We start from the raw sequence: 24,090 nt of genomic DNA, 5'->3' as shown, positions 1-24,090 counted from the left end.
ACTGAATTGGGTTGAGTTGCTTTCTAAAACGAGGTGGATACTTTCCATGTCTCAAAATTTTCACACCATTTAGGCTAATAATTCAAAGAGGAGTTTTATATTTGAAGAATAGTATGCAAGCATACCTATTTTATGATTTCTCGTTTTTCAAACCGGGTACTCCCGATAAAGCCTTAGAAAATGGCTCAGTATTTCAGCCGCCGCAATTTGGATTTCCTGCTTTACGAAGTTCATCATGCTACCGAACTCACGAAGTACCCCTACTTCGAAGCGCATGACCGCGAAACATTCGGCATGGTGCTGGATTCGGCGACGCAAATCGCCGACACGATCATGTACCCCCACTACCGCGATGTGGATCGCAACCAACCTGAGTTGAAGGAAGGCAAGGTGACGGTGCATCCGCAAATCAAGGCATTCCTGCGAGCGGTGGGCGAAGGCGGTTTGATTGGGGCCGGTTTTCCGTTTGAGCAGGGAGGACAGCAACTGCCCGAGTTGATCGGCTCTTGCGTGAGTTTTATCATGATGGCGGCCAACAACGGGATGATGTACATCGGCCTTACATCGGGTGCGGCCAACCTCATTGCCTCCTTCGGCTCATCTGTCCTGATCGATACGTACGTAGCCAACCTGTTGAACGGTACCTGGCAAGGTACCATGGCCCTCACCGAGCCCCAAGCGGGTAGCTCGCTGTCGGATATTACGACGTCGGCTGAGCCTCGCGCGGATGGCAGCTATTCGATCAAAGGGCAAAAGGTTTTTATCTCGGCGGGCGACCACGACGCGGTAGACAATGTGGTACACCTGATGCTGGCGCGGATCAAGGGCGCACCCAAAGGCACTAAGGGTATCTCGCTCTTCGTAGTACCCAAATACCGATTGACCGATGAAGGTACCCTGGAGCAAAACGACGTGACTTCCACGGGCATCTACCATAAGCTCGGCCAGCGCGGTACTCCGGCCATGCACCTGACCATGGGCGAAAACGACGATTGCCGGGGCTGGTTACTGGGTGAACCGAATCGTGGGCTCAACTACATGTTTCAGATGATGAACGAGGCCCGCATCGGCGTAGGCATGACGGGCGCGGCCATCGCGTCGGCGGCCTACTATGCCTCGCTGGAATACGCCAAAGAACGTCCGCAGAGCCGCCGGCTTAATGAGAAAAACCTGCTGGATTCGCCCCAGACGATGATCATTCATCATCCTGATGTAAAAAGGATGCTATTGTTCCAGAAAGCCGTTGTAGAAGGCTCACTGTCGTTGCTGATGGAAAGCGCCCGGCTGTCGGATCTGGTGCGGGTGACCGAAGGTGAGGAGAAAGAAAACAACGAATTGCTGCTGGAGCTACTGACGCCCGTAGCCAAGACTTTCCCCACGGAGATGGGAGTACGGTCGGTGAGCGAAGGCCTGCAGGTACTGGGCGGCTATGGATTTACGGAAGATTTTGCCCTCGAACAGATGTACCGCGACATCCGAATTACGCCCATCTACGAGGGCACCACAGGTATTCAAGCGCAGGATTTGCTGGGCAGGAAAATGACAATCAAAGGCGGCAAGGCACCCCAACTGCTCTTTGCCGAAATAAACAAAACCCTGGCGGCGGCCACAACCTACGAGACGCTGAAACCCTACGCTGATAAACTGAGCAGGGAACTCAGACGCCTGCACGAAGTGACCCAAAGCCTGCTGCCCTTTGCCGCCGAAGGCGACTACGAACGGTACCTGATGGACGCTACCCTGTACATGGAGTTATTCGGCATCGTGACAGTAGCCTGGCAGTGGCTGAAGCAGGGGGTCGCCGCTCAAAATGCCCTGCTCACTCGGAACCCCGCCGGGGAGGAAGCCGCCTTTTACGAAAGCAAACTGCACACGATGAAGTTCTACTTTCACTACGAGGTACCCAAAACCCTGGGTCTGGCCACGCGTTTGCAGGATACGGAGGTACTTACCATCGCCAACGACCAAACGGTACTGCTGTAGTCCTGAGGCGGGACATTTCTTGTTGATTTTAAACGTAATTTCTTAATCTGAACTATATCGATTTTCATCAACAACTAAAAACATGACAAGGAGAAATAGGCCCCGCCCCTGGCGGGGTTTTATTTTTTATTGCGTAATCAGCCGCAGGTTTTTCGATTTGGTACGTACCTTTAGCCAGTCTTCCATGCGTTTGGTTTCACGCCAGGTGGGGCGTCTCGTGAACTTGGCGTAGGCTACGTAGGCCGTATCGATCTTGGCGGTCTGGAGATTATGAATGGGTGATAGGGAAAGCGAAAATTCGGTCAGATTGGGGTACTGTACCTTAATTTCCTTGCCAATATCGCCCGATTGTGAATTTAGCGTACGGTACCGGACCACTTCCTTTTCGAGCATGGCAATCCGGGCATCCTTATTCTGCACCAGCTCTTCGTTTTTGGTGTACAAATCTTCCAGAATCCCCGTGCGTAGATCCATATTGAACTTGGCCAGCATACTGGAATTGACTTCATTGTAATCCTGCCGTACTACTAGTTGAGTGTTGGAGAGGCCATAGCGGGGCATACGTCGGGTCATTTTCATGATCTGGGTGCTGTCGATGGTTTGTCCAATGCACGTAATGACGATCCTTGAGGTATCTGCTCCATACAGAAACTGCTGGCTGATTACCTGCGTGGCCTGCTGATTGAGTTCTTCTTCCAGAAATGTGCGCGCCTTGCGTTCGAAAAAGCTTTTTTGCACCACATTGTAAGCAATGAAAACGCTGGGAATCATGGTGGCGATCACCAAAAGAGCGATCCAGATTTTAACCCTGCTTTCTGTTTTGGCGTCGACGTACTGCTTAGGCCGGTACCGCAGATACTTGACAATCACGACCGTAGAAACCGTAATGAATACGCAGTTGATGGAAAAAAGATAAAAAGCACCGATAAAGAAATTCCACTGCCCGGTAGCAATTCCATAACCAGCCGTACAAAGGGGGGCATTAGCGCCGTAGCGATGGCTACGCCCGGAATGGCATTACTCTTGTCTTGGCGCGAGCTGGCTATAATTCCCGCAAAACCACCAAAAAGAGCAATCAATACATCCCAGAGGGTAGGGGCAGTGCGAGCCAGAATCTCGGTTTGGGCATCGCTGAGCGGGGTGATGAGAAAGTATACGGTGGAAGTAAGTACACTGATGAAGGCTGCCACGGCCAGGTTCAGGAGGGCGCGTCGAATCAGCTGTAGGTCGAAAATTCCGATGCCCAGGCCAATGCCAATGATGGGCCCCATAAGAGGCGAAATCAGCATGGCACCGATCACCACGGCGGCAGAGTTCATGTTGAGGCCGATGGAGGCAATGAAAATGGCGCAGATCAAAATCCATAGGTTGGTACCCCGGAAAGCCACGCCGCGCTTGATGTCCTCGATGACTTCCTCATCATCGGCCTTGCCTTCTTCGAGGTTGAAAATATGGGAGATAAAATCCCTGATATTGCGTAAGAAAACGCTGGTGCGGCGCGACTGCATCGAATCACTCATAGGATCGGGAGGATAAAAAAAGAATCGGTCAAATATAATTCTATATATCTTTGATTAACTGAAAAGCCAGAATTCAAGTATACTTAACCCCCTTCGTTGATGGATCTATTTACCGTAATCGCCATTCTCACCACCATTAGTGCGCTGTTTGCGTATGTCAATTTTCGTTATGTAAAGCTCCCTTCCACCATCGGCCTCATGCTGATCGCCCTGTTGTCTTCCATCGCCCTCCTGATCGTGGGACAATTCAATGCGGCGGTTCTGGAAGGTACCAAGGCTTTGGTGAGTGAAATTGATTTTCCGCGGGTGCTGCTGGAAGTACTGCTGAGTTTTTTGCTTTTTGCGGGTGCCCTCCACACCGATATGGCCCTAATGCGGGAGCAGAAATGGAGTATCCTGAGTTTTGCGACGCTGGGCGTGGTACTTTCTACCTTTCTGATGGGTACCTTGTTTTTCTACCTGTTACCCTATGCCGGTTTTGCCATTCCCTTCATCCACTGCCTGTTGCTGGGAGCGCTGATTTCGCCCACCGATCCCATTGCCGTATTGGGAATTCTGAAAGAAGCCAAGATTCCGAAGAACCTTGAGATTGTCATTACCGGTGAATCGCTGTTTAATGACGGGGTAGGTGTGGTGATTTTCCTGACCATTCTAGAGGTAGCCATCCTGGGGCCTGCCGAAATTTCTCCGTCCGAGGTAGCCCTGTTGTTCGGAAAAGAAGTAGGTGGAGGCCTGGCGCTTGGAGCCATGCTGGGGTACCTGACTTTCCGCCTCATGAAATCCATCGATCACTACCAGACCGAAGTATTGCTCTCGCTGGCACTGGTCATGGGTGGCTATGCCCTGGCATCGGCGCTGCATTTTTCAGGGCCTCTGGCGGTGGTTGTGGCGGGTTTGTTTATTGGCAACAAGGGCCGCTCCGAGGCGATGTCGAGTGAAACCGTGGAGTACCTGGATAAATTCTGGGAGCTGATTGACGAATTGCTCAACGCATTGTTGTTCGTGCTGATCGGGCTGGAAATCGTGGTGATTCCTTTCCTGGACGATTACTGGCAGGCGGGCCTGATTGGAATCGTGATTGCGCTAGCGGCACGGCTCCTGTCAGTCTACCTTCCGATTTTGGCCCTGCGCCGTTCGGTGAATTTCATGCCACGTACCCCCTTGATCATGACCTGGGGCGGCTTACGTGGGGGGATTTCCATCGCGCTGGCGCTTTCGCTGCCCGCCGCCATGAACAAGGACATTATTTTATCCATCACCTACTGCATCGTCATTTTCTCCATCCTCATTCAGGGCATAACGCTGGGTCCCATCGTGAAGCGCATCAAGGTACGGTACGGGTTGTAGTGTGGAGGGAGGAAGTTCCAGAGGCGCAAAGGGAGCAAACACTTCTGCCCAACCTATTGGTTTCTAATAGGTACCGATCATTTTTCTACTTTGCTCATCAGTACCTTTGCCCCTTTTTTAAAACAGAAAACTCAACCCGCCCCCTACGTTCAGTAACCCAACGGGCTGGTGCGGGCGTATGAGCTCCAGGGAACTCTGGCGACCTACTTTTACTTCCTGGTACAGGTTGTCGTATCTCAAATCGGCCGTAACGTATTGTGCCGAGCCATGGAGGGCCAGCCACCGGAATATTTTGTAGCGGATGGCGATGCCGGCCCCGGCGGCCGGAGCCAGGATAGTACGCGCCGGAGTCGTATACGAAATGGCTTCCTGCTGGTATTGGGCGTTAAATTCCATGTCGGAACTTGTACCCTGGGCATAGCCTGCTGTCGCCTGAATATCGAATACAAACCGGCCGGCCTGCAATGTGAACATGGGACCAACCATCGCGCTTTGCAGCGTACAGTTGGTAGCTGTGCTCTGCCATGGGGCAGACTGCTCCACATTGACACGCACCAGGCGCAGGAGGTCATTTTGGACATCGTTTTTTCGGATGGGATTCGTGCTGTACATGTACGATCCCACAATACCCCAATGCCAACCCAGCCGGTGGCCCACCGACACCTGTAGCGACTGACCTTTCCCTAGGAAGTTTTGGGTATTTTTGCCAAAGGGCGACACCGTGGGCCTGCCCGAAGAAGCAGTTACGCTAGCAAAAGTCTTATGTCTCAGTGTGGAAAGAATAAAAGTACGCTGGGCCCATGCTTGACCCGAAACCATCAGCACGATTCCCAACAGCAGTAAAAAATGCTTCATAGTCTTAGAAGGAAATTAATCTGAATTGTATTCTCAATTACCATGCCAATATGTAAATATCTATAAATGAGTGGATTGATAAAAAATTATATATATAAAATCGCCCAGGAGCAATCCGACGGAAATCGGTATTTTCCGGCAGGACTGTTTCCCGCCTACCGCTCCAATCCCTCCTTGAGCTATACCCGTCCCGATACTACTCTTTTCTTTTCGGCTATCATCAGTTTTACACTTCAATCATTGCGGGCGCACATTTCACCGGACTGCCATCCACAGGTTGACGAGATTATAAATAAAGTAAAAAAAAACTACCCGGATTTTAGAAACAAGGACGGCCTGAAAACCTACAACTTCTGGAAAACCCGACCCTCCCGGCATTTCCCCAATGGGTACCTCTTCCGTCACTTCGAGCATTTCCGCATCCCCGATGACCTGGACGACACCGCCTTCGTGCACCTCACCGAAAATCCCACAGAAGAAGAACTGCTCTGGCTCAAAAACAAGCTTGCCCAGCACGCCAACGGTACCCGGCAGTGGATCAAGAACACCTACCCCGAGTACCGGGACCTGCGAGCCTACTCGACCTGGTTTGGTAAAAACATGTACGTGGAATTCGATGCCTGCGTGCTGAGCAATATGCTGTATTGCCTTTTTTATTATAAGGTACCCCTTGACCAGCACGATACCGATAGCCTGCGTTACATCCGCTCGGTCATCGAAACCGGCCGCTACCGCACCGCGCCATTCCGCTGCGCGCACCAATACCCACATACCGCACTGATCGTCTACCACGTGGCACGGCTCATCGCGGCTTTTGACCCGGAAGCGTTACAACCCATCCGAGTCCAACTAGTAGCTGATGCTGAGGTACTGCTCCAAAAGGAAAGCCATCCGATGTACCGTGTTCTGCTGGCTACTTCGCTGTTGCGGCTGGGCAAGGTACCCCCCCGGCTTGCGGTGGAAAATTATACGGAGAAAGATTTCAGAGGATTTTTCTTTTTCATTGCCGGGCTACTGACGGCCTACGAAAATCCACTGCTGTATAGACTGGCGCCGAATCCGCTGTTCCACATGTACTGGACCTGCGAAGCCCATTGCTGGACGCTCCTGGCCGAATACGAGGTACTTGAGCGGGAAAGCGTGGCCAGAATTTAATAACTTTGGAATCTGATATTTTTAACGCGGTCCGCCGCTTTCAACTTTTACCATTCCTTTGAATACCCGCCCACAACAATTGGCCGCCTTCGACCGCCTGCTCACGATCATGGACGATCTGCGCGAGAAATGCCCCTGGGATCGCAAGCAGACCCTGGAAAGCCTGCGGCACCTGACCATCGAGGAAACCTACGAGCTATCGGATGCGATTCTGGAAAACGATCTGCCCGAAGTAAAAAAAGAGCTCGGTGATTTGTTGCTGCACATGGTTTTTTATGCCAAAATCGGCTCCGAAACCAATGCGTTCGACATTGCCGACGTGCTGAACGGCATCTGCGACAAGCTCATTTCGCGTCACCCGCATATCTACGGCGACGCCGAGGGTAACCCCGTGGTGGCCGATACCGAGGAAAAAGTGAAGCAGAACTGGGAGCAACTCAAACTCAAAGAGGGCAACCGTTCGGTGCTCTCGGGGGTACCTCAGTCGCTGCCGGCGCTGGTGAAGGCCATGCGGATTCAGGAAAAAGCCCGGGGCGCGGGCTTCGACTGGGACGAGAAAAGCCAGGTGTGGGAAAAAGTGGAGGAGGAAATGCAGGAATTCAAAGCGCACTTCAACGCCGAAACCGACGCCGTGCTGGATCAGAAAGAAGCCGAAGCTGAGTTTGGCGACCTGCTGTTTTCGCTGGTCAACTACGCCCGTTTCGTGGATCTCAACCCTGAAACCGCGCTGGAACGCACCAATAAGAAATTCATCAAACGCTTCCAGTTCATGGAAGAACACGCCAAAGCCGACGGCAAGGTACTGCACGAAATGACGCTGCCCGAAATGGACGCGTACTGGAACCGCGCCAAAACCGAAGTCCGGCCGTGAGTTCGCACCACATTGTCCGCGAAAAGCAGGAGCCCGCCCTCATCATTGCCAACGGCGAGGCGTGCAACGACGAAATGCTCGGTCAATTATTGGAATGGAGTCCGTTCGTCGTCGTGCTGGACCATGCCATCTACCGCGTGCTGGATCGGGGTATCAAGGTAGATGCTTGGCTGGGCGACTTCGATCACGGCCACGATTTTGACGCCATCCGCGAACGCCAGCATCCGCTCGAAATCGTACCTACCCCCGACCAGGACAAAACGGATCTCGAAAAAGCCATTGAATTCCTGATCGGGCGCGGCTTTCCGGCGGCCAACATCGTGTGGGCCACGGGCCGCCGTGCCGACCACGCCATCACGAATATCACGAATCTGGTGCGCTACAAAACCCAGATCCGCCTGGTGATGTACGACAACAATTCCAAGATATTTCCGCTCGCAGGTACCTTCGAGAAATGGTATACCGCCGGCACGCCCCTTTCCCTGATCCCCGTCGGCGCGGTAAACGGCATCGTGACGAGTGGCCTGAAATACAACCTCACCGACGAAACGCTCACGCTCGGCCACCGCTCAGGCAACAGCAACGAAGCCGCTACTGATGGCTTAGTACGCATCATGGCGCGGGAAGGGGATTTGTTGATTATGGAGTGCTGGGATTGATTTCTTTACGTCATTCCGAACCAAAGCCACAAGGGCTTCAGTTTAGATTCCAAGTTTGTTTGTGGAAGTAGGTGCAACCACGAAGCTATCACCGCTACTCCCCCGATAAATGCGCGCTTGCAGCTAAAAGTATTGTCAGGTACCCTGTACAAAATCCCCCAGAAAAAGAGAAACGAAAAAGGCGACAACAGCCGATAACCCGGCGCATCGAAGGGACTGAACAGGCGGATAGTAAATAAAAAAATCAGGTACGCGAAAGCCGTCAGCCACGCGAAGCGTACGGATGAAAAAGGCGTCAAAACAGGAGCTTTATAGCCCGCAAAAAACAATAGCGTGAGTGCTACCTGCAGCACAAGTCCGGCTGCGAAAAGCAAATCGAAATGAGTAAAATCAGTATCCCGGAAAAGAAAGAATTCATTCAAGGTACCCTGGGCAAATTGAACCATACTTTGCAGGAAAGGCAAGTTTTCTTCAAAACGAGCTCCCCCGTACCAATCGCCGCTTTGGGAGAAATTGTAATAAAAATATCCCCCCATCACCAGCGCCCAGCCCAGCGCGAGCAGCAGCCGTGACTGGGCCTGTACCCTTTGCATTTCCCAGAAATCAACCACGGCCAGGATTCCAGCGAGCGGAATGATAAAAATCCCCGCGTAGCGAACCAGCATCAGCAAGGTACCCACCAGAAAAATAAGAATATAGGACTTCGGAGAATTAAAAAATAGGTAGGCCCAGCTAAAAAGCAGCACCAGAAACAACGGCTCGGACCAGGTATGCGCCCAGAGCTTCACAAATTGGCCCAACAGTAGGAGGATGCCCGTAACTAGGGCTTTACGCTCGCCAAACCAGTGGCGCAGAAGGTAGAGAAACACAGTCGAAGCCAGCAGATTGACTACTTTGGAGGCCCACAACGGACTAAGTCCCGAGAGCAAGGATACCAGCGCGATGGCGGCGGGGTACCCCACAGGGAAAATACCGTTCCATACCAGTCGACCGTTAACCAGGTAGGTATGCCCTTCGCCGCGCAAGAGGTGCATGGCCGATTCCAGATAGTAGCCCGAGTCGATGGTGGTGAAGTGATTGGGATTGAAGTACGCCATCAGCAATACCAAGGTACCTTGCCCGAGCCAGATCAGAAGCAGGAAAAGCGCGTTTCGGGTCACGGGTAGGGTAAGTAGCTTTTAGCGGGAATAAAGAACTTTACCCTGACCCACTACCGACGCGGGCCATTCGGCTCCTTCCAGTTTCATTTTATACAGGTACAGGCCGGGTGCGAGCGAGGCAGGTACCCAAACTAGTTCGTTTTGGCCCAGAGTCGGTTTTTTCGACAGGGTACCTAGTGCTTTTCCGGTCAGATCGAACAGATACACCTGCCAGAGATCGGGAGCGTTTTTACCTTCCAGTTCCAGACTGAACTTTATCCAGAGGTCGGCGGGATTGGGCGAAGCCATGGCCGAAACTACTTTGTTCTGGTCGGTCACCCGGAAGCGGATTTGATAAGGAGCGGCTTCGTTGCCTTTCACATCGCGGGCTTGTACGGTGAGCAGATAGGTACCCGATGTGAGTTGGGGAAGGGGGAGAGTTACTCCAAAATCGGCGGCGGGAGCAGGTACCCACTGGGCCTGATCCAGAGCTAGGGGTACCTCTGGGCATTGGTCACAAAGCTGTCGGATACTAACCCGCAGTCCCGTTGTGTCTGCACGGAGGAGGTAGGGATTGGAATCCAGAATATGAATTTGTAGGGTAGGTTGCGGCGAAACTACCTCTTCATCACGAAGTCTTCTTTCATCCACCAGCACATCGAGGACCGGGGGAGTCTGATCGGGCCGGACCGTGTACGCCAGTTCGACTACATTGTTCGCATAAAGTTGCTCTGGGAGTTGGCCGGTATTGAATTGGATCAACACCCGGTTCAGTCCCGCCTGGCCCAGGGTACCCTGTTCATAGGTATATTCATGCGTAGCATTAGCCCCTAAGGGTGGAATGGAAAACTGTTTTTCAATAACGTCAGTATCTTGAAATTCCCGGACCAATACCTGAATTGAATCCCGGAAGGGTACCTCCGTCAGGTTTTGAAAAGCGATTTGGGCCGAGAACCGCTCACCTTCTTCAAGCTGTTTGGAAAAAGAACCCTCTACGGTAGCCACACCCTCGGGTAGTGGGAAGGTACCCCCTTTCGGATCATACGTAAAAGACCGGGGGGGCTGGATGGAATCTCCCACGATCCGCACCCGCCAGTACAGGGTTTGCGGGGGCGGGCCACTGAGGGCAAGCATTCGCCGGGCAAGAACCCCACGGGCAGTCACCGTATCGCGTTGGGGGTTCGAGCCCAAAGTCGGGCTGGTATCCCATTCGAAAATAACCCGGGCATTCGCCCGGAACTGGGGTAGTTGTGCCACCAGTTCAACCTGGGACCTGGGGATTACGCTCCGATCGGCCGGAAGCAAGGGGATGGCTCCGCCTTCCGCCACCCGAATTTGGGTAGTGAGGAGGTTGTTGGTTTCGTCTTCTTCATCGAGCACGTTTTCTGGGTCCAGGCTTAGCTCCCAGGTTTCGTTCCCACCCTGACGGCTGTTGTTTGGGATAGTCAGCCGGAGCGAATCGCGCAGGGGTACCCCCGGCCGGTTCAGGGTATAGGTAGCGATAGTCTGGGAATCCCTGATTCGGCGAAGCTGGATGATGTAGTTCTGATTTTCAACCCGCCCATAATTAGCAATCTCGGCGCTCACTCGCAGGGAATCGTCCCAGGCCGTCGGCGTGCCTCCTGTGGAGTTTGTAATGTGGAAGGTCGAGGGTAGCCCGGTGTAGTCGGGTCGGGTAGCCGGGAAAATCTTGATAGCCGGGTCGCCCTGTAAGTTCATCTGCTGGGCCGTAATGCGGTCCGAAAGGGTATTGTTGGTCTTGAGGTACCTTCGGATACCCTCCTGCATGATGTCTCCAAACCCCCGGCTCGCAAAGACGGGGTCAGCCAGGGCGTCGTAAAAGCCCTGGCTGTAGCGGTACATCGCGGCGGAGAGGCCGTTGTGGGTATGGGCCAGGAAAAGCACAGCGCCCCGGTTGGGCGTCAGAACCCAGTCGGTACTGATGGGGGTAGGACCGTAATAAAAATTACCCAGCGCGCAGCCATTGACCAGTACCGCCGGGTAGCGCCCTGCGTTCCGGTAGCCCAGCGCATCGTTGGAAGCAAAGCCAATGTCGATATCCGTAATGTCCAGGCTGGAATGCCCGAATAAGGTCATCAAAGCCACACCCTCGTTGATCTGAGGCGCAATGGCAAAGCGTTCCACGGGCTCATCGGTTTTCTTCGAAATAGTTTGTAGCGCCGGGCCTACCACGGAGGGAATGATCTGACGAGTGTAGTCGTCTACGTAACTCCGGAAGGTACTTAGCTCACTGCCCGAGCGCCCGCCGCTCAGGTGCAATATGTTCTTGCGCCAGGGTGCCGCGGCGGGGGCGGCTTCGTGCTGTTTTACCTTTTGGAAATAATCCCACACATTTTGGGCGTTGTAGGCATTCAGGCGGCCAATGGGTACCAGGGGTACGTCAGGGTTTATGGAATCGAGGCCCATGCCCAGCGCGATGTCCGAGTCGGGCCAGCCCGCGCTGGGTATCATATCTTCGCTACGGGCATTGGCCTGCTTGCGCACGGCTTGGGGCGAGCGCGAGCGACCCATCAGAAACATGTAGCGTAGCTTCCCTTTGTCATGCAGCCACCGCATCAGGCGCCGGGTACCGACGGGGCCGGGCTCACCGTAGTTGAAGTGGTCGGCTACCTCGCTGGCGTTCAGCACAAGTGGGGTGAAGTGCCCGCCCGCCTCTGAGGCGCGGTAGGCCGCGTAATCAGTCACGGGATCGGCGCTGCCAGTCACGGGGGTACGTACCAGGGGGTGCGTGATAATGAGATAATCGATATTGGCTGAATCCAAGCTGGGAAAGTGGACCGATTGTATGTTGGAAACTGATAAAGGATTTTTGACTACCAGCAGCGATTGACTTACCCCAGGGGAAACAAAAAGGGTGTCTTTTCGTGCTGCCAAACCCAGTTGCCGGGGGTGCGAGGGCTTGGTTATATCAAAAAAAAGCAAACTGTCCGGTCTGTTCAGCGCAATAGCCTCTTGTCTGGCAGGATGCAGCAGTTTTTGGTTTTCGGCAGATGAAAACTCAATGCGCTGCGGGTAGGTCCACTCTACATAAGAGGCCGACACAGATTCTTCGGGCTCAAGGGGTACATAGGCCAGGCTGAGCTGATTGGTTGCTGAGAGATCGTCCGGCGTAAGGTTTGCCCGGAACAGCTGCGTACCGTAGTTTTTCCATTGGATTTCTCCTAGTTTTCGGCTTCGTTTGGAAGCATCGCCTACCCATACTTCTACCCGGTGTGTCCCTGCGTTTCGTCCCACAAAAAGTATTTCAACCTCGGATCGTTCAAATGCTTCCCTTACCGGATTCAGAGTTTGCAGGCGCAGGGTTTCCCATTGGTTGGTTTGACGGGCCGGACCCGTCCAGCCTTCGCCATAGTCGTAGGGAGATAGGATGTAGCCATCGTCGTAGCCAGCGCCAGGGGGATAAATGTTACCGGCGGGATATTCACTTGTAAATATCTGCCGGACTTTTTCATCATGATATAATGCCTTCCCAACTGGAGAAGGCGCAGGTACCTGAGCAATCCTTTGTCCTTTCGGGCCGGCAACAACCTGATCTACCGAACGCCAGGTCAAAAAATAGGTGGCGGTGTCAGAATATAAACTATAATAGGTATGTGGCTGGGCCTGCGGAGGATCATACAGTAAGGAGTCCAGAAGACCGTCGTTATGCTGGCCATAAAATTCGATGTAATCTGCCGCGTCCAGCCGTCCGTCAGCTTCACCCTGCACCCGAATGGCCACTTCCTGGCCCCGGCGGTACAACTGCAAAGACTGAGGAGCGATCGTGGCAGGGTCGATGTTGTATTGTTGTAAATCGCCAGCTTTCAGCTGGTACCAGCCGTCCCGAATTATACCCAAACGCAGGTAGCTCTGTTCAGGACGAATCCACTCATTCCCGTAAGGTGTTTGTGCCCGACCGTTCAGGGCAAAAAGCATCAACAACCAAAACCAACCAAAGCGCATAGGCAACCAATCAATTTATCAATAATACGGACTTTGTTTCTGATCCGGGGCGGAGCAGGGAAGATATTTCTGTAAGATCGGAGCTTCAGCCCTTCTTTCGTACATATTGATTCATGGAAAAAGCGTAGGCATGGCGGGCATCGGCGGGGTGGTAATCGGAATGAAGTAGCATCCAGTCCGAAAAATCGACTTCCGGGAAGAACACGTCCCCTTCGATGTGGGCATGAATAATCGAAAGGTAGAGTTTGTCAATTTTGGGAAGCAACTCCTCAAAAAGGCTGACGCCTCCCAGCACCAGTACCTCCTCTTCGGCGGCTAGTAGATCCAGCGCTCCATTAAGGCTATGGGCCAGTTCGGCAGGCGGATGAGGAAGAGGTAGGTTAGGGGTATGACTGAGTACGATATTCCGGTAGTCGGAATACAGTCCGTCGGGCGATTCGTAGCTTTTGCGGCCCATCAGAAAAGGCTTGCCCTCCGAAATACGGCCGAAATAAGCCCATTCGTCGGGTAGATTCCAGGGAAGCCGGTTGTCTTGGCCTATGCAGCGGTTTTCACTCATGGCCACGATGATGCTCAATGTCAAGGTGATACCTGAAGGCTTCATTGGGTTTTGCAAATCAATATCCTGCAAAAATAGCCATTCATCCCGGTATTCCAGCCACTCATCACAACCCAATAATCAATTCAACCAAGTACCTTGCATAGCAAAGTACCTTTGCATACCTTTGTTGTGTTGCATGGAGAAGAAGCCTTTGCATCTATTAGCCAAATTCCGATCATAATAATCATTCAGCCACCTAACATGTACACTTATGAATCATCCTCTACGTCTTTTCGAGAAACTGGATTGCTTTCATAGCGCCGTTAATTTTTTCAGGAAGCATTTCCTGATCGTATTGGGACTGGGGCTCATTGCGGCCCTGGGTAGGGTGATTCAATTAGGGGGATTTGGAGAGATATCGTCCGGAGTAACTATCATTTTGGAAGTAGTGGTGGAATCGGCCCGGGTACTTTTGTTCCTCTACGTAATAGGATTAGCCAACGTAAAAGCGGGATTCGTGCGGATCAAAAAAATATTTACCCACAAGGCAGACCGCCGGGCACAGTGGTCAATTGCGCTCCGGAATCTGAGGACCCAGTGGTTTACGCTCCTGTTGAATTTTATAATGTTTTCACTCGTTGCCTGGCTTCTCAACTATCTGATTGATCAGCTGGCGTACGAAACGTGCCTTTACCTTACCCTACGGGAAAACGGGATTTTGAATGATACGTCATCGGAATGGACCATTCTGTTATTTTTCAAGAACCTCTCTGTCATACCCTTTACCTTAATATTCGAAGCCATGTTTCTTCTGTTTATTACCAATAAACTGGGAAAATACAAGAATGGATATGCCCTGAAATGAGGATGGATTGACGGAAAAATCCTATTCGGCGGGACCTTCTGCTACTCCACAAAACGATCGAAAAATTGAATATCAAAAGTTTAACTAATGGAAAACCATGAATATTGAAAACGCCCAGGTGCAAATGCGGAAGGGAATTTTGGAATTCTGCATTCTGCACGTCATTTCGCGCGGCGAGGTGTATGCTTCCGACATGTTGGACGAGTTGACCTCGGCCCGCATTATGGTAGTGGAGGGTACCCTGTATCCGCTGCTGACCCGGCTCAAGAACGCCGGCCTTCTGGATTACAAATGGGTGGAATCATCGTCGGGACCGCCCCGTAAGTACTACGTACTGACCGATGACGGAAAGCAGTTTTTAGAGGCAATGCAGGAAACCTGGCTGGATCTGGCCGATTCTGTGCAGACGATCATCCGAAAGACCAACGAGGCCATTCAGATCCAAAGACCATCCTGACCGTTTATCCCTGACATTCGACAACACTTATCATGAAAAAGACAATCAGTATCAATATAGGCGGCGTCGTTTTCCATATTGAGGAAGATGGCTACGAGAAACTTAAAAATTACCTGGGGTCGGTCCAACGCTACTTCTCATCCTTTGCCGACAGCAAGGAAATCCTGTCGGACATCGAGGGCCGCATCGCCGAGCGCTTTCTGGCCAAACAAAAAGCCGAAAACAAGCAGGTTATTTCCCTGGAAGATGTGGATCAGCTCATTGGCGCGATGGGTACCGTGGCCGACTTCGAGGCCATCGAGCAGGCCGAGGATTTACTAACCGAACCGTTGCAGGCGGCCTCGCCCCGCCAGCAGTCGGGTACCTCGGAGCGGTCCTATTCGGCTCCGCAAATTCCCGAAAACCCCACTGCCGCACCGGCCGCCCCACGTAGGCTGTACCGCGATTTGCGTCGCAAACTAGTCGGGGGGGTAGCATCAGGTCTGGCGCATTATTTCACCGTAGACCCTCTGTGGGTGCGGCTGGCATTCCTATTGCTGATCATTGGTTTTCCGGCCGTGTCGGGCGCTACAAACGGCCCCGACGATTTCGCCGGTTCGGTGAGTGGCATTACGGTATTGCTCTATATCGCCATGTGGATTGCTTTTCCGGGTTCTACTACCCTGGAAGAAGACAAAAGCATCAAGAAGTTTTACCGTAATCCCGACCGCAAGGTTGTGGGTGGGGTAGCCGCCGGGGTAGCGTCCTACTTCGGCATCGATGTGGGTGTAGTGCGATTCTTGTGGGTACTATCCATCCTGTTTTTTGGTACCGGCTTACTGCTTTACGTCGTATTGTGGATCATTTCGCCCGCAGCGAATACCCTCACCGAAAAAATGGAAATGCAGGGCGAACCCATCACGCTCTCCAACATTGAAACCAACATTAAGCGTGGCCTGAACCTCAACGAAGCCGACGGCCAGGAACCCCCACTAACCCGACTGCTGCTCTTTCCCTTCCGCGCCATTGCAATCATCATTGGTGGATTAGGCAAATTATTGAAAGGTATTGGACCTATTTTGCGCATCATAATCGGGGCGCTGCTGATCGCGGCAGCTGTGGCTTCATTGCTGGGAATTCTGATTGGGGGTGGCTTTGGCATCGGGATGCGGAACATGCTACCCTTCGGCAGTATTCCTCCCCTCATGCTGTTGCAGGAAGCACCCTCCACGCTTATTCTGTCTATTGCGCTGGTAGTCATTATTCCTTTCATTGTCGTGCTGTTACTGGGGCTGACACTTATTGCCAATCGTCGGGTAGCCAGCGGAACGCTCTGGCTTACGCTGGCCGGCTTGTGGGTCGTGGGACTGATCGGGATCGCCATTTCGGGAGCCATATACCAGCAGAAATTTTCGCGCCGGGGTGAAGTGCAGCAGACGGATCTGTACCAGGTGGCGGGTACCCCCATTTTGGACGAATACGACAACGACGACAATAATGATTTCAACTGGGACATCAGGCTGGTGGTGGAAGGCTACAGCGGCGACAGCATCAAAGTCGAACGAGAAACCAGTGCCCGGGGCAGTTCGCCGCAGGATGCCCGTCGCAACGCCATGGGCATGAGCTACCGGATTGCACAGAAAGATTCGGTGTTGCGCTTTGACGAGGAACCTACCCTCAATCCGGACTCGCGTTTCCGGGATCAGAAAATCAGGTTGCGCGTGCTGGTACCGTATGACCGTCCCTTTGTCATGACGCCGGATTTCTTCCATGGAAAATATTCGGACTGGCAGGTCAAAGATGAGTACCGTGAAGTATTCGATCAACGTGACAACGGCGACTGGAAGCAATTGCGCTGGGCCGTAAAACGCGATTCGGGGCTGGTATGCCTGAACCTACCCGCCAAATACAGCCGTGACTACGAGCAGGACGAAGATGCCGAGAACGGGAATGACGACTACAGTTATGACGACGGTGATGATTCCGATTCGGAACGCCTTGATCTAGGAGAACGGGGTGAGTATGTAAAGCAATATTCGGCCAGGGATTTCCAGCGGGTAGATGTCGGCGGAGCCTATTCCATCGAAATCAGGCAGGGCAGTGAATTCGCCGTAGCAGCCGATGGGCAGCGCGACGACGTAGAAGAACTGGATGTGTCGGTCAATAATGGTACCCTGGAAGTGAAGGGAAAAAATGATTACAACTTTTTCAATAACAGGAATCGCCGCGTGGGGCTTGTCATTACCATGCCCGATCTGCGTAGCGTTCAGCTATCGGGTGCCAACAAAACCCGCATTACGGGTTTCCGAAATCTCGACCGCCTCGACGTGGGACTTTCGGGAGCTACTACATCGGAAATTGACGTTACGACCGACCGACTGGAAATAGCGGCCTCGGGTGCTTCGAAAGTGACACTGCGGGGACGGGCCCGCACAGCAGACATCTCATTGGCGGGAGCCTGCAAGCTGGAAGCCACCGACATGTCTATCGATGAAGCCGATGTAAAAGCAGTCGGAGCCAGCAAAGCCGAATTGGGCAAGGTACGGAGTATCCGTAAAACCACCCTGGGCGCGAGTAAAATCGATACGCAACAATAAAAATTATCGACTTAAGCAACTTTCGGGGGATTTTATGCATCCTTGTTGAAAACCCATCTTTCTGACTTTTCACCCAAACAAAATCGTATGACTATGAAAAAAATACTTGCACTTTCGCTCGTCTTATTTTCCGTAATAGCCTGTGTGGCACAAGATAAGGGTCCTCAAACTACCCGTACCCTGAAGGTATCGGACTTTACCAAGCTGTCCATGGGAAGCGCTTTTAAGATCAATGTAGAACAGGGAAGCAGCTTTCGCGTAACTGTGGCAGGTAAAGAGGACGATCTAGACGATCTGGAATACAATGTCAGCCGGGGTACCCTACAGATTGGCTACAAGAATAATGGCTGGCGCAAAAACCGCGAAAGCGTACAAGTGGAGGTCACCATGCCTGCGCTCGACGGTGTTGACTTTTCAGGAGCATCCCATGCGAAAGTAAAAGGCTTCCGGGGAGGGCGCGGCATGGACATCGACGTATCCGGTGCTTCTAAAGTCGAAATGGATTTCTCGGCCGACAAGGTATTTGTGGACCTCTCGGGCGCTTCACGCCTGACGTTGATGGGTAAGGCGGAAATACTGGAGGGTGAAATGTCGGGCGCTTCGACTTTCGACGGAAAGGATTTTCCCGTCAAGGAAGCCAACCTGGAAGCATCGGGTGCCAGCAATGCCTCGGTGGTCGCCAGCAGTGCACTTCAGGCCGATGCCAGTGGAGCCAGCCGCATTCGTTATTCGGGGAGTGCCAGCCAGGTACGTTCCAGTACTTCGGGAGCCAGCTCGATCCGCCGGGAAAACTAAATGATTGATGAATGATTGGAATGGACAGAGGAGAAGCCATCGACAAGGTCAGGGCCTACCGACTTTTGCTGAAAGATCACTTTCAGCTCGAAAATGTGTATCTCTACGGTTCCTATGCGAACGGTACGTACAGTGACGACAGCACCATCGACGTCGTTGTGGTAGTGAACCGGGTCAAGGGCGATTATTTTTCGGTAAGCCCGCTGCTGTGGAAACTGCGCAAGCAAATCGACGATCGGATCGAACCCATTTTAATTGAACGTGATTTTGACGATGCCGACTTTCTGAAAAAAGTACAAAGGCAGGGCATCGAAATAGCCTGAATTTACGACCAGCCATGAACGCCAAAAGCCGGATTTATTCCGGCTTTTGGCGTTTTTTATAGTTTTGTAGCTAATTTGCAGGGCACCATGAATTGTTGAGAAAGGCAACCCGCACACCTTATGCGCAGAGTATTTTTCGTTGTTTTCCTATTTTGCTGGGGAATGTTGGTTTTTCGCCCCAGTACCCATGCCCAGGCCCGGATCGAAGGGTTGGGCAGCGTACCACCCGAAGGAGTTATCACCCTGATGGTCGGCGCGGGGGTAGCCTACTACATGGGCGACCTTGTCGATGGCGTGGATTTCGCCCACCTTGGGTTGGGTCCGAATCTGGCGCTAGGCGGGATGTATCGCCTCACCGAGCACGTCAGCCTGCGGAGTGAACTGCGTTATTACCAGGTACAGGGTGACCAGCAGTATTCCCGAAATGCCAAAAACAATCTTTCCTTCCGTACCCGAAATCCCGACATCTACATAGGTGCACAGGGCGATCTTTTTCCCTTTTCGCGACAGGTCCGCGCTAATCCTTATCTTTTCGCGGGCCTGGGTACAACGATCCTGAATCCCAAAGCCAATCTGGGGGGTACCTGGTACAGTCTGCCACCCCTGACCACCGAAGGGGTCAACTATTCCCAGACACCGTTATTGGTGGTAGCAGGCATCGGCTTCACCTACCGCCTCACGGGTCGCTGGGGGTTGGGGCTGGAACTCTGCAACAACTTCCTGAGTTCCGACTACCTCGACGATGTGAGCGGCTTTTATCCTGAACCCGACGCCCTACCCAATGACCTGGCCCGACAGCTTTCTGACCGTGCCCCCGAAATCGGACAAGCTCCTAACCAGCCGGGTTTCCAGCGGGGCAATCCCAAAGTCAAAGATTCGTACGTATTTCTCAGTGTCAAAGCGCAATACCTACTCACAACCCGCTACTTTGCCCAGCAACGTAAAAAGACGAGATGCCCGAAGTTTTAAAGAGAGTGTAATTGTTGAAGAATTGCTCAGTAATTATTTGACAATTAACTTAAAATCATGGGCGTGACAGTTACATTCATGCCTTTTCCAGGCACTAATCAAACACAACTATTGCCTTTACAATTAGACGGTTACACAGTTCAACAATTACACAACAAAAATGCCTCAGCCCAAGAAAGCCAGCGAGTCGGACGTAACCATGACCGAAATGGTACTACCCAACGACACCAATACCCTCAACAACCTCATGGGCGGACGGCTGCTGCATTGGATGGATATTTGCGCCGCCATTTCGGCCCAAAAGCATTCCAACCGCATCGTAGTCACGGCTTCAGTGGATAATGTATCGTTTACCGAACCAATCAAACTGGGCAATATTGTGACCATGAAAGCGCGCGTGACGCGCTCGTTCAATTCGTCAATGGAGGTATTTCTGGAAGTGTGGGCCGAGGATATTCCCGCCGGGCACCGGATCAGTACCAACAGCGCGTTCTATACTTTCGTAGCGGTGGATCAGAACGGTCGGCCCATCGAGGTACCCGAGCTGGTACCTGAAACCGACGCTGATAAAGAACTGTACAAAAGCGCTTTGCGCCGTCGCCAACTACGCCTGGTACTGGCCGGTCGGATCAAACCCGAGGAGGCGACAGAATTAAAGGCGCTGTTTGATTTGAAATAGTATAGTAAGGTACCCTATAATGGATTTTAAATGCAATGAGTACCTGAATGGCAGATGATTTATAGACAAGGAAATATCAACGACTTGCCGGGGCTGAAAAACCTGGCTCTTAAATCCTGGGGACAATATCAAAAGGAGTTGACACCTGAAAATTGGCAAAAACTCAAAGCCAATCTGAATGATGACAAAACATTCAGAGACTTATTGGAAAAATCTTTTTGCTTGGTTTGTGTGAATGAAACAGAGGAAATCATCGGAATGTGTTTTCTGGTTCCCAGTGGGAATCCGACGGAGATTTACGACAGTAGCTGGTGTTATATACGGTTTGTTACGGTGAGTCTAGATTTCAGCGGACAGGGAATCGGTAGAAAACTTACTGAAAAATGTATTGAATATGCCATAGAAACCGGTGAACACATCATTGCGCTGCATACTTCCGAAATGATGCACAAAGCAAGGTACCTCTACGAAAGCCTGGGCTTTACAATCTTAAAAGAAATAGAACCTCGACTCGGTAAAAAATTCTGGCTTTATACACGAAGCCTTACTTGAGCAAACAGGATCAACAAATCAACAACATCACCTACTCTACCTTAATCTCCCCAATTTTTGGCACAATCTGAATCAGAATTCGTTGATTCTTAGTCTCCTGTGCGCGCGGGAATCGCCCGATGCCGCCCGTGCCTGAACCCGCCACTTGCACTTCACAAACCGTCTGGTCAAACCGGATATTCCGCTCATCCCAAAGGTTTTGTACGGCTAGCGCACGTTTGTAGCTCAGCGTGAAATTATCGGGATAGTTGTCCTTTGAGGCCATACCTTCGATTATAACGACGTACTTAATGTCCTGTCCGGCGTACTTCGTTTTCAGGGTATCGATCAAATTACTGATCGATTTTCCCACATTGGTCAGGTACTGGATGTCACTCTGCCGTATTTCATCGCTCTTTTGGGCAAACTGAATGTTCTGCACCAGCGAAAACCGCTTGTACACCGAATCGTAGGCAAAGTACTTTCGCGGTAGCTCTTTTACCGCCGCCTGTACCTCCTTGATTTTGTTCAACTGCTGCTGCGTCACGCGCTGCTGATTGGTGAGCTTGAGGTAGGTAAGTACGTAAAGTACCAGCATGATGAAAAACAGACTCGTCATCAAGTCGGCAAAACTGGGCCAGAAAAAACCGGAATTCTGTGATTTCATGCGGTACTATTTTCCGGAGACGAAAATTCGCTTCAGGCGGGCGCCGAGCTTCTGGTTGGCGCGGTCTTCCTCGGCTTTGGCAAGCAAACCGAGCAGTGCCGTCATTTTCGAATTCAACTCGTCGAGCCGTTGGCGGGTACGTTCGCCCTGCGAAGCCGCATTTTCCCTGAATTGCGAAACATCCTGCGTCAGAGTAGTCAAATGCTGCAGGTTATTCAGGCTAGTATGACTGCTCGACAGCGCCTTGCGCAGCGATTCGGTTTCGTCCACGGTAAACTGTTTCACTGCCTCGCTGGAATTCAGGATGTGCACTTCAAGATCCTTGAAGGAATCGGAAATAGCGTGCCCGACGTCGGCTACGGCATTGGCTGTGAATTCCTTATGCTGTTCCAGATTGGCAAAGTGCGACTGCAAAAACTCCATGAGTTGCTGGCTTTGGGTCAGCTTTCCGTTCAGATTGTCGGCGATGGTCTGGAAGTTTTCGGTACGTTTGAGTAGCTCATTGGTACGCTCCACAATGCGTTGCGCGTTGGTCACAAAGGCATTTACATGCGTGAGGGAAAGATTGAATTTCTCAAATTCCTTGATCGATCCATCCAACTGCTGCAGTACCTTCACATTGTACTGCGACATCTCGGATACCTTCATTTCGTCAATCGCATCGAGCAATTCTTTTTGCGCCATGATCGTCCGGGTGTTGGCATCGAAAATCCCCGACATTTTGGTCAGGTTGACCGTAAACTCTTCGTTGAATTTCAGCAGATTGCGTTGCAGCGATTCGAAGGTAGCCGCCATGCCCTGGTTGATAATGGGCAACAACTCCACCTGAATGAAGGTATAGAACTCGTTCTTGCGGGCTTCCACCAACGTGCGAGTGCCTTTGAAGGTACCCCCCGAATTGATGATCGTGAGCAACAGCCCCGTAAAGCTGGCGATCATCGCGATTTTTACTCCACCGATCAACGACGAAATGCCTTCGTTCAGCAGTCCGTTATTGGCTACGGCGTCCACGGCCATGGACATGTCCGGCATGTTGAACAGGCCGATCACGATGCCCAGCATGGTACCCATCAGGCCCAGGTACAGCGGAATGCTGACCGACAGGTTAATGTCTTCCTCAACGGCATCGGTGTTGCGTACCACAATGTCCCGGATCAGATTAAAATCCGAGGAAGCTCCCCGATTGCGGATGAGGTAGTTGTTGATCGAAAAAAGAATGTTGGTAAAAATGGGATTGGGATCGGCTTGGCTTTCGATGAGGTTGACCTGCGTTTTGGGAAGGGCATTCAATGTCTGGTAGCTCTCCAATTCAAATTCTTCTCGGCCGATGGCCTCGTGCTGGAAATCCTTGGGAGCATCGGCATCCGCTACCTGCAAAAAAATCGAGGGAACGCCTTTCACTTTACCCCGGTACTTGTCGAGACTTTCCAGAATTATGCGCGGGGGGAGCCTGTCCAGATCCAAAGACAAGACTAATACCTTTGAAACACTCAATTCCTTCACTTCGGGAATGATCGTCCTGAAAATACCAATTTGCCGCCGGGTACGAAAAAAAACGGTAAACTGGATGACAATGATGATACCGATCAGGAAAATTTCAAAGATTTCAACTTTCATACCGGATGCGGGCTTTGGTGATGACCCGCCATTTGTCGCCCGTGAGTTCGGCTATTCCCGGTTCGACCGTAAAGATTTTTCGGGCGCGCGGATCGAAGGCGTTCAGCGCATCGCAGACAGGGTCGATGTTTTTGTCGGGGTAGCTCAGCGCCAGCTTTACGGATGCCTCCCGCTCGTCGATACGGAACGTGGCCTTGTTGTCTTTGAAATTTTGAAATTTGTAGATGGAAGCCCCCTCCTTGTAAGAAAAATTGGCCGAACTATTGTTGAAACTCCCGTCCGAATTGGGCGTGGAGAGGAAAAAAACGTGGGACGTCTTTTCTGGCTCGGGGGTAGGTGGGGGAGTGGACTGGGGTACCTGCGGAGCAGACGGAGGAGGGGTACCCCCCACAAAAATTTCCATCGGAATTTCTGCGCTTTTAACTTTCATAGACAGGGCTTTTACTTCCTGCCTGAGTTTGGAAACATCGCTTTCCAACAGATTGATTCTGTTTTTCAACCGTTCAACTTCACTGTCTCTTGAATTACTATAAGCGGGCATAATTGCGTTGAGATTGATGGTAATAGGCTGGTTGGCA

21 protein-coding genes and 1 pseudogene are annotated in these 24,090 nt (G+C 51.9%); 13 read left to right on the top strand and 9 right to left on the bottom strand.

What is annotated here, in order from left to right; translation table 11 throughout:
- Positions 1–180 precede the first annotated feature (180 nt).
- Positions 181–1,983 (top strand): acyl-CoA dehydrogenase, encoded by a 1,803-nt coding sequence (locus GBK04_RS08085; protein WP_152758465.1) that lies wholly within the window; start codon positions 181–183, stop codon positions 1,981–1,983.
- A 126-nt stretch (positions 1,984–2,109) separates the two neighbouring features.
- Here the strand turns inward: GBK04_RS08085 and GBK04_RS31585 are convergent, their stop codons facing one another.
- Both GBK04_RS31585 and GBK04_RS31580 read right to left on the bottom strand, forming a co-directional pair.
- Complete coding sequence (locus GBK04_RS31585) at positions 2,110–2,376, bottom strand: DUF8492 domain-containing protein (protein ID WP_505952494.1); 267 nt, start codon at positions 2,374–2,376, stop codon at positions 2,110–2,112.
- Positions 2,377–2,922: 546 nt separating this feature from the next.
- Positions 2,923–3,491, bottom strand: a pseudogene (locus GBK04_RS31580) (TIGR00341 family protein); the annotation flags it as partial.
- A gap of 111 nt (positions 3,492–3,602) precedes the next feature.
- On the opposite strand from GBK04_RS31580, the gene GBK04_RS08075 reads away from it, so the two are divergent.
- Positions 3,603–4,850, top strand: a complete 1,248-nt coding sequence (locus GBK04_RS08075) for a cation:proton antiporter (protein ID WP_152758463.1) — start codon at positions 3,603–3,605, stop codon at positions 4,848–4,850.
- A 117-nt stretch (positions 4,851–4,967) separates the two neighbouring features.
- Here GBK04_RS08075 and GBK04_RS08070 read toward each other — a convergent pair whose 3' ends face one another.
- Complete coding sequence (locus GBK04_RS08070; protein ID WP_152758461.1) at positions 4,968–5,705, bottom strand: hypothetical protein; 738 nt, start codon at positions 5,703–5,705, stop codon at positions 4,968–4,970.
- Positions 5,706–5,771: 66 nt separating this feature from the next.
- On the opposite strand from GBK04_RS08070, the gene GBK04_RS08065 reads away from it, so the two are divergent.
- From GBK04_RS08065 to GBK04_RS08055, 3 genes are read left to right on the top strand one after another with little or no spacing between them, the layout of a single operon-like run.
- The gene (locus GBK04_RS08065; RefSeq protein ID WP_152758459.1) at positions 5,772–6,860 is read left to right on the top strand and encodes a hypothetical protein; all 1,089 of its coding nucleotides are present in this window, start codon (positions 5,772–5,774) and stop codon (positions 6,858–6,860) included.
- A gap of 58 nt (positions 6,861–6,918) precedes the next feature.
- On the top strand, positions 6,919–7,731 hold the full coding sequence (gene mazG / locus GBK04_RS08060; RefSeq protein ID WP_373330818.1) for a nucleoside triphosphate pyrophosphohydrolase: 813 nt from the start codon (positions 6,919–6,921) through the stop codon (positions 7,729–7,731).
- Positions 7,728–8,390, top strand: coding sequence for a thiamine diphosphokinase (locus GBK04_RS08055; RefSeq protein ID WP_373330817.1), 663 nt, complete (start codon positions 7,728–7,730; stop codon positions 8,388–8,390). The genes mazG and GBK04_RS08055 overlap by 4 nt, the downstream gene beginning before the upstream one ends.
- Positions 8,391–8,395: 5 nt before the next feature.
- On the opposite strand, the gene GBK04_RS08050 is transcribed toward GBK04_RS08055, so the two are convergent.
- The 3 genes from GBK04_RS08050 to GBK04_RS08040 form a co-directional block, all read right to left on the bottom strand.
- Positions 8,396–9,550, bottom strand: coding sequence for a glycosyltransferase family protein (locus tag GBK04_RS08050; RefSeq protein WP_152758455.1), 1,155 nt, complete (start codon positions 9,548–9,550; stop codon positions 8,396–8,398).
- An 18-nt stretch (positions 9,551–9,568) separates the two neighbouring features.
- Positions 9,569–13,492, bottom strand: a complete 3,924-nt coding sequence (porU2, locus tag GBK04_RS08045; protein ID WP_152758453.1) for a putative type IX secretion system sortase PorU2 — start codon at positions 13,490–13,492, stop codon at positions 9,569–9,571.
- Between the two features lie 85 nt (positions 13,493–13,577).
- Positions 13,578–14,096, bottom strand: coding sequence for a dihydrofolate reductase (locus GBK04_RS08040; RefSeq protein WP_152758451.1), 519 nt, complete (start codon positions 14,094–14,096; stop codon positions 13,578–13,580).
- Positions 14,097–14,304: 208 nt separating this feature from the next.
- Between GBK04_RS08040 and GBK04_RS08035 the strand changes: the two genes are divergently transcribed.
- The 8 genes from GBK04_RS08035 to GBK04_RS08000 all read left to right on the top strand — a co-directional run bounded on the left by GBK04_RS08035 (position 14,305) and on the right by GBK04_RS08000 (position 21,249).
- Positions 14,305–14,898 carry a hypothetical protein gene (locus GBK04_RS08035; RefSeq protein ID WP_152758450.1) on the top strand — a complete coding sequence of 198 codons (594 nt, stop codon included), beginning with the start codon at positions 14,305–14,307 and terminating at the stop codon, positions 14,896–14,898.
- A 97-nt stretch (positions 14,899–14,995) separates the two neighbouring features.
- The gene (locus GBK04_RS08030) at positions 14,996–15,355 is read left to right on the top strand and encodes a PadR family transcriptional regulator (protein ID WP_152758448.1); all 360 of its coding nucleotides are present in this window, start codon (positions 14,996–14,998) and stop codon (positions 15,353–15,355) included.
- 32 nt (positions 15,356–15,387) lie between these two features.
- Entirely contained in the window at positions 15,388–17,931 is a 2,544-nt protein-coding gene (locus tag GBK04_RS08025) for a PspC domain-containing protein (RefSeq protein WP_152758446.1), read from the top strand.
- Positions 17,932–18,024: 93 nt separating this feature from the next.
- Positions 18,025–18,726: a head GIN domain-containing protein gene (locus tag GBK04_RS08020; RefSeq protein ID WP_152758443.1), complete on the top strand. Its 702-nt coding sequence runs from the start codon at positions 18,025–18,027 to the stop codon at positions 18,724–18,726.
- An 11-nt stretch (positions 18,727–18,737) separates the two neighbouring features.
- Complete coding sequence (locus GBK04_RS08015) at positions 18,738–19,049, top strand: nucleotidyltransferase domain-containing protein (RefSeq protein WP_373330816.1); 312 nt, start codon at positions 18,738–18,740, stop codon at positions 19,047–19,049.
- 120 nt (positions 19,050–19,169) lie between these two features.
- On the top strand, positions 19,170–20,018 hold the full coding sequence (locus tag GBK04_RS08010) for an outer membrane beta-barrel protein (RefSeq protein WP_373330815.1): 849 nt from the start codon (positions 19,170–19,172) through the stop codon (positions 20,016–20,018).
- A 160-nt stretch (positions 20,019–20,178) separates the two neighbouring features.
- A complete protein-coding gene (locus GBK04_RS08005; RefSeq protein ID WP_152758441.1) occupies positions 20,179–20,697 on the top strand; it encodes an acyl-CoA thioesterase in 519 nt (172 codons plus the stop codon).
- A gap of 84 nt (positions 20,698–20,781) precedes the next feature.
- A complete protein-coding gene (locus tag GBK04_RS08000; protein WP_373330814.1) occupies positions 20,782–21,249 on the top strand; it encodes a GNAT family N-acetyltransferase in 468 nt (155 codons plus the stop codon).
- 31 nt (positions 21,250–21,280) lie between these two features.
- Here the strand turns inward: GBK04_RS08000 and GBK04_RS07995 are convergent, their stop codons facing one another.
- The 3 genes from GBK04_RS07995 to GBK04_RS07985 are packed head-to-tail and all read right to left on the bottom strand — an operon-like array spanning position 21,281 to position 24,053.
- Positions 21,281–21,895, bottom strand: coding sequence for an OmpA family protein (locus GBK04_RS07995; RefSeq protein WP_152758437.1), 615 nt, complete (start codon positions 21,893–21,895; stop codon positions 21,281–21,283).
- 6 nt (positions 21,896–21,901) lie between these two features.
- The gene (locus tag GBK04_RS07990; RefSeq protein WP_152758435.1) at positions 21,902–23,512 is read right to left on the bottom strand and encodes a hypothetical protein; all 1,611 of its coding nucleotides are present in this window, start codon (positions 23,510–23,512) and stop codon (positions 21,902–21,904) included.
- The gene (locus GBK04_RS07985) at positions 23,502–24,053 is read right to left on the bottom strand and encodes a hypothetical protein (protein WP_152758433.1); all 552 of its coding nucleotides are present in this window, start codon (positions 24,051–24,053) and stop codon (positions 23,502–23,504) included. The genes GBK04_RS07990 and GBK04_RS07985 overlap by 11 nt, the downstream gene beginning before the upstream one ends.
- Positions 24,054–24,090 lie beyond the last annotated feature (37 nt).

Source organism: Salmonirosea aquatica (assembly GCF_009296315.1).
Lineage (GTDB): Bacteria > Bacteroidota > Bacteroidia > Cytophagales > Spirosomataceae > Salmonirosea > Salmonirosea aquatica.
The sequence above is the reverse complement of the archived record's forward strand: the minus strand, read 5'-3'. Positions and strand labels throughout refer to the sequence as shown.

Coding starts and splice junctions, on each gene's coding strand:
- GBK04_RS31585 (WP_505952494.1), bottom strand. CDS start 2,376: ATGCTCGAAAAGGAAGTGGTCCGGTACCGTACGCTAAATTCACAATCG.
- GBK04_RS08010 (WP_373330815.1), top strand. CDS start 19,170: ATGCGCAGAGTATTTTTCGTTGTTTTCCTATTTTGCTGGGGAATGTTG.
- GBK04_RS08040 (WP_152758451.1), bottom strand. CDS start 14,096: ATGAAGCCTTCAGGTATCACCTTGACATTGAGCATCATCGTGGCCATG.
- GBK04_RS08035 (WP_152758450.1), top strand. CDS start 14,305: ATGAATCATCCTCTACGTCTTTTCGAGAAACTGGATTGCTTTCATAGC.
- GBK04_RS08070 (WP_152758461.1), bottom strand. CDS start 5,705: ATGAAGCATTTTTTACTGCTGTTGGGAATCGTGCTGATGGTTTCGGGT.
- GBK04_RS08005 (WP_152758441.1), top strand. CDS start 20,179: ATGCCTCAGCCCAAGAAAGCCAGCGAGTCGGACGTAACCATGACCGAA.
- GBK04_RS08015 (WP_373330816.1), top strand. CDS start 18,738: ATGATTGGAATGGACAGAGGAGAAGCCATCGACAAGGTCAGGGCCTAC.
- GBK04_RS07990 (WP_152758435.1), bottom strand. CDS start 23,512: ATGAAAGTTGAAATCTTTGAAATTTTCCTGATCGGTATCATCATTGTC.
- GBK04_RS07995 (WP_152758437.1), bottom strand. CDS start 21,895: ATGAAATCACAGAATTCCGGTTTTTTCTGGCCCAGTTTTGCCGACTTG.
- porU2 (WP_152758453.1), bottom strand. CDS start 13,492: ATGCGCTTTGGTTGGTTTTGGTTGTTGATGCTTTTTGCCCTGAACGGT.
- GBK04_RS08065 (WP_152758459.1), top strand. CDS start 5,772: ATGAGTGGATTGATAAAAAATTATATATATAAAATCGCCCAGGAGCAA.
- GBK04_RS08075 (WP_152758463.1), top strand. CDS start 3,603: ATGGATCTATTTACCGTAATCGCCATTCTCACCACCATTAGTGCGCTG.
- GBK04_RS07985 (WP_152758433.1), bottom strand. CDS start 24,053: ATGCCCGCTTATAGTAATTCAAGAGACAGTGAAGTTGAACGGTTGAAA.
- GBK04_RS08085 (WP_152758465.1), top strand. CDS start 181: ATGGCTCAGTATTTCAGCCGCCGCAATTTGGATTTCCTGCTTTACGAA.
- GBK04_RS08025 (WP_152758446.1), top strand. CDS start 15,388: ATGAAAAAGACAATCAGTATCAATATAGGCGGCGTCGTTTTCCATATT.
- GBK04_RS08020 (WP_152758443.1), top strand. CDS start 18,025: ATGAAAAAAATACTTGCACTTTCGCTCGTCTTATTTTCCGTAATAGCC.
- GBK04_RS08030 (WP_152758448.1), top strand. CDS start 14,996: ATGAATATTGAAAACGCCCAGGTGCAAATGCGGAAGGGAATTTTGGAA.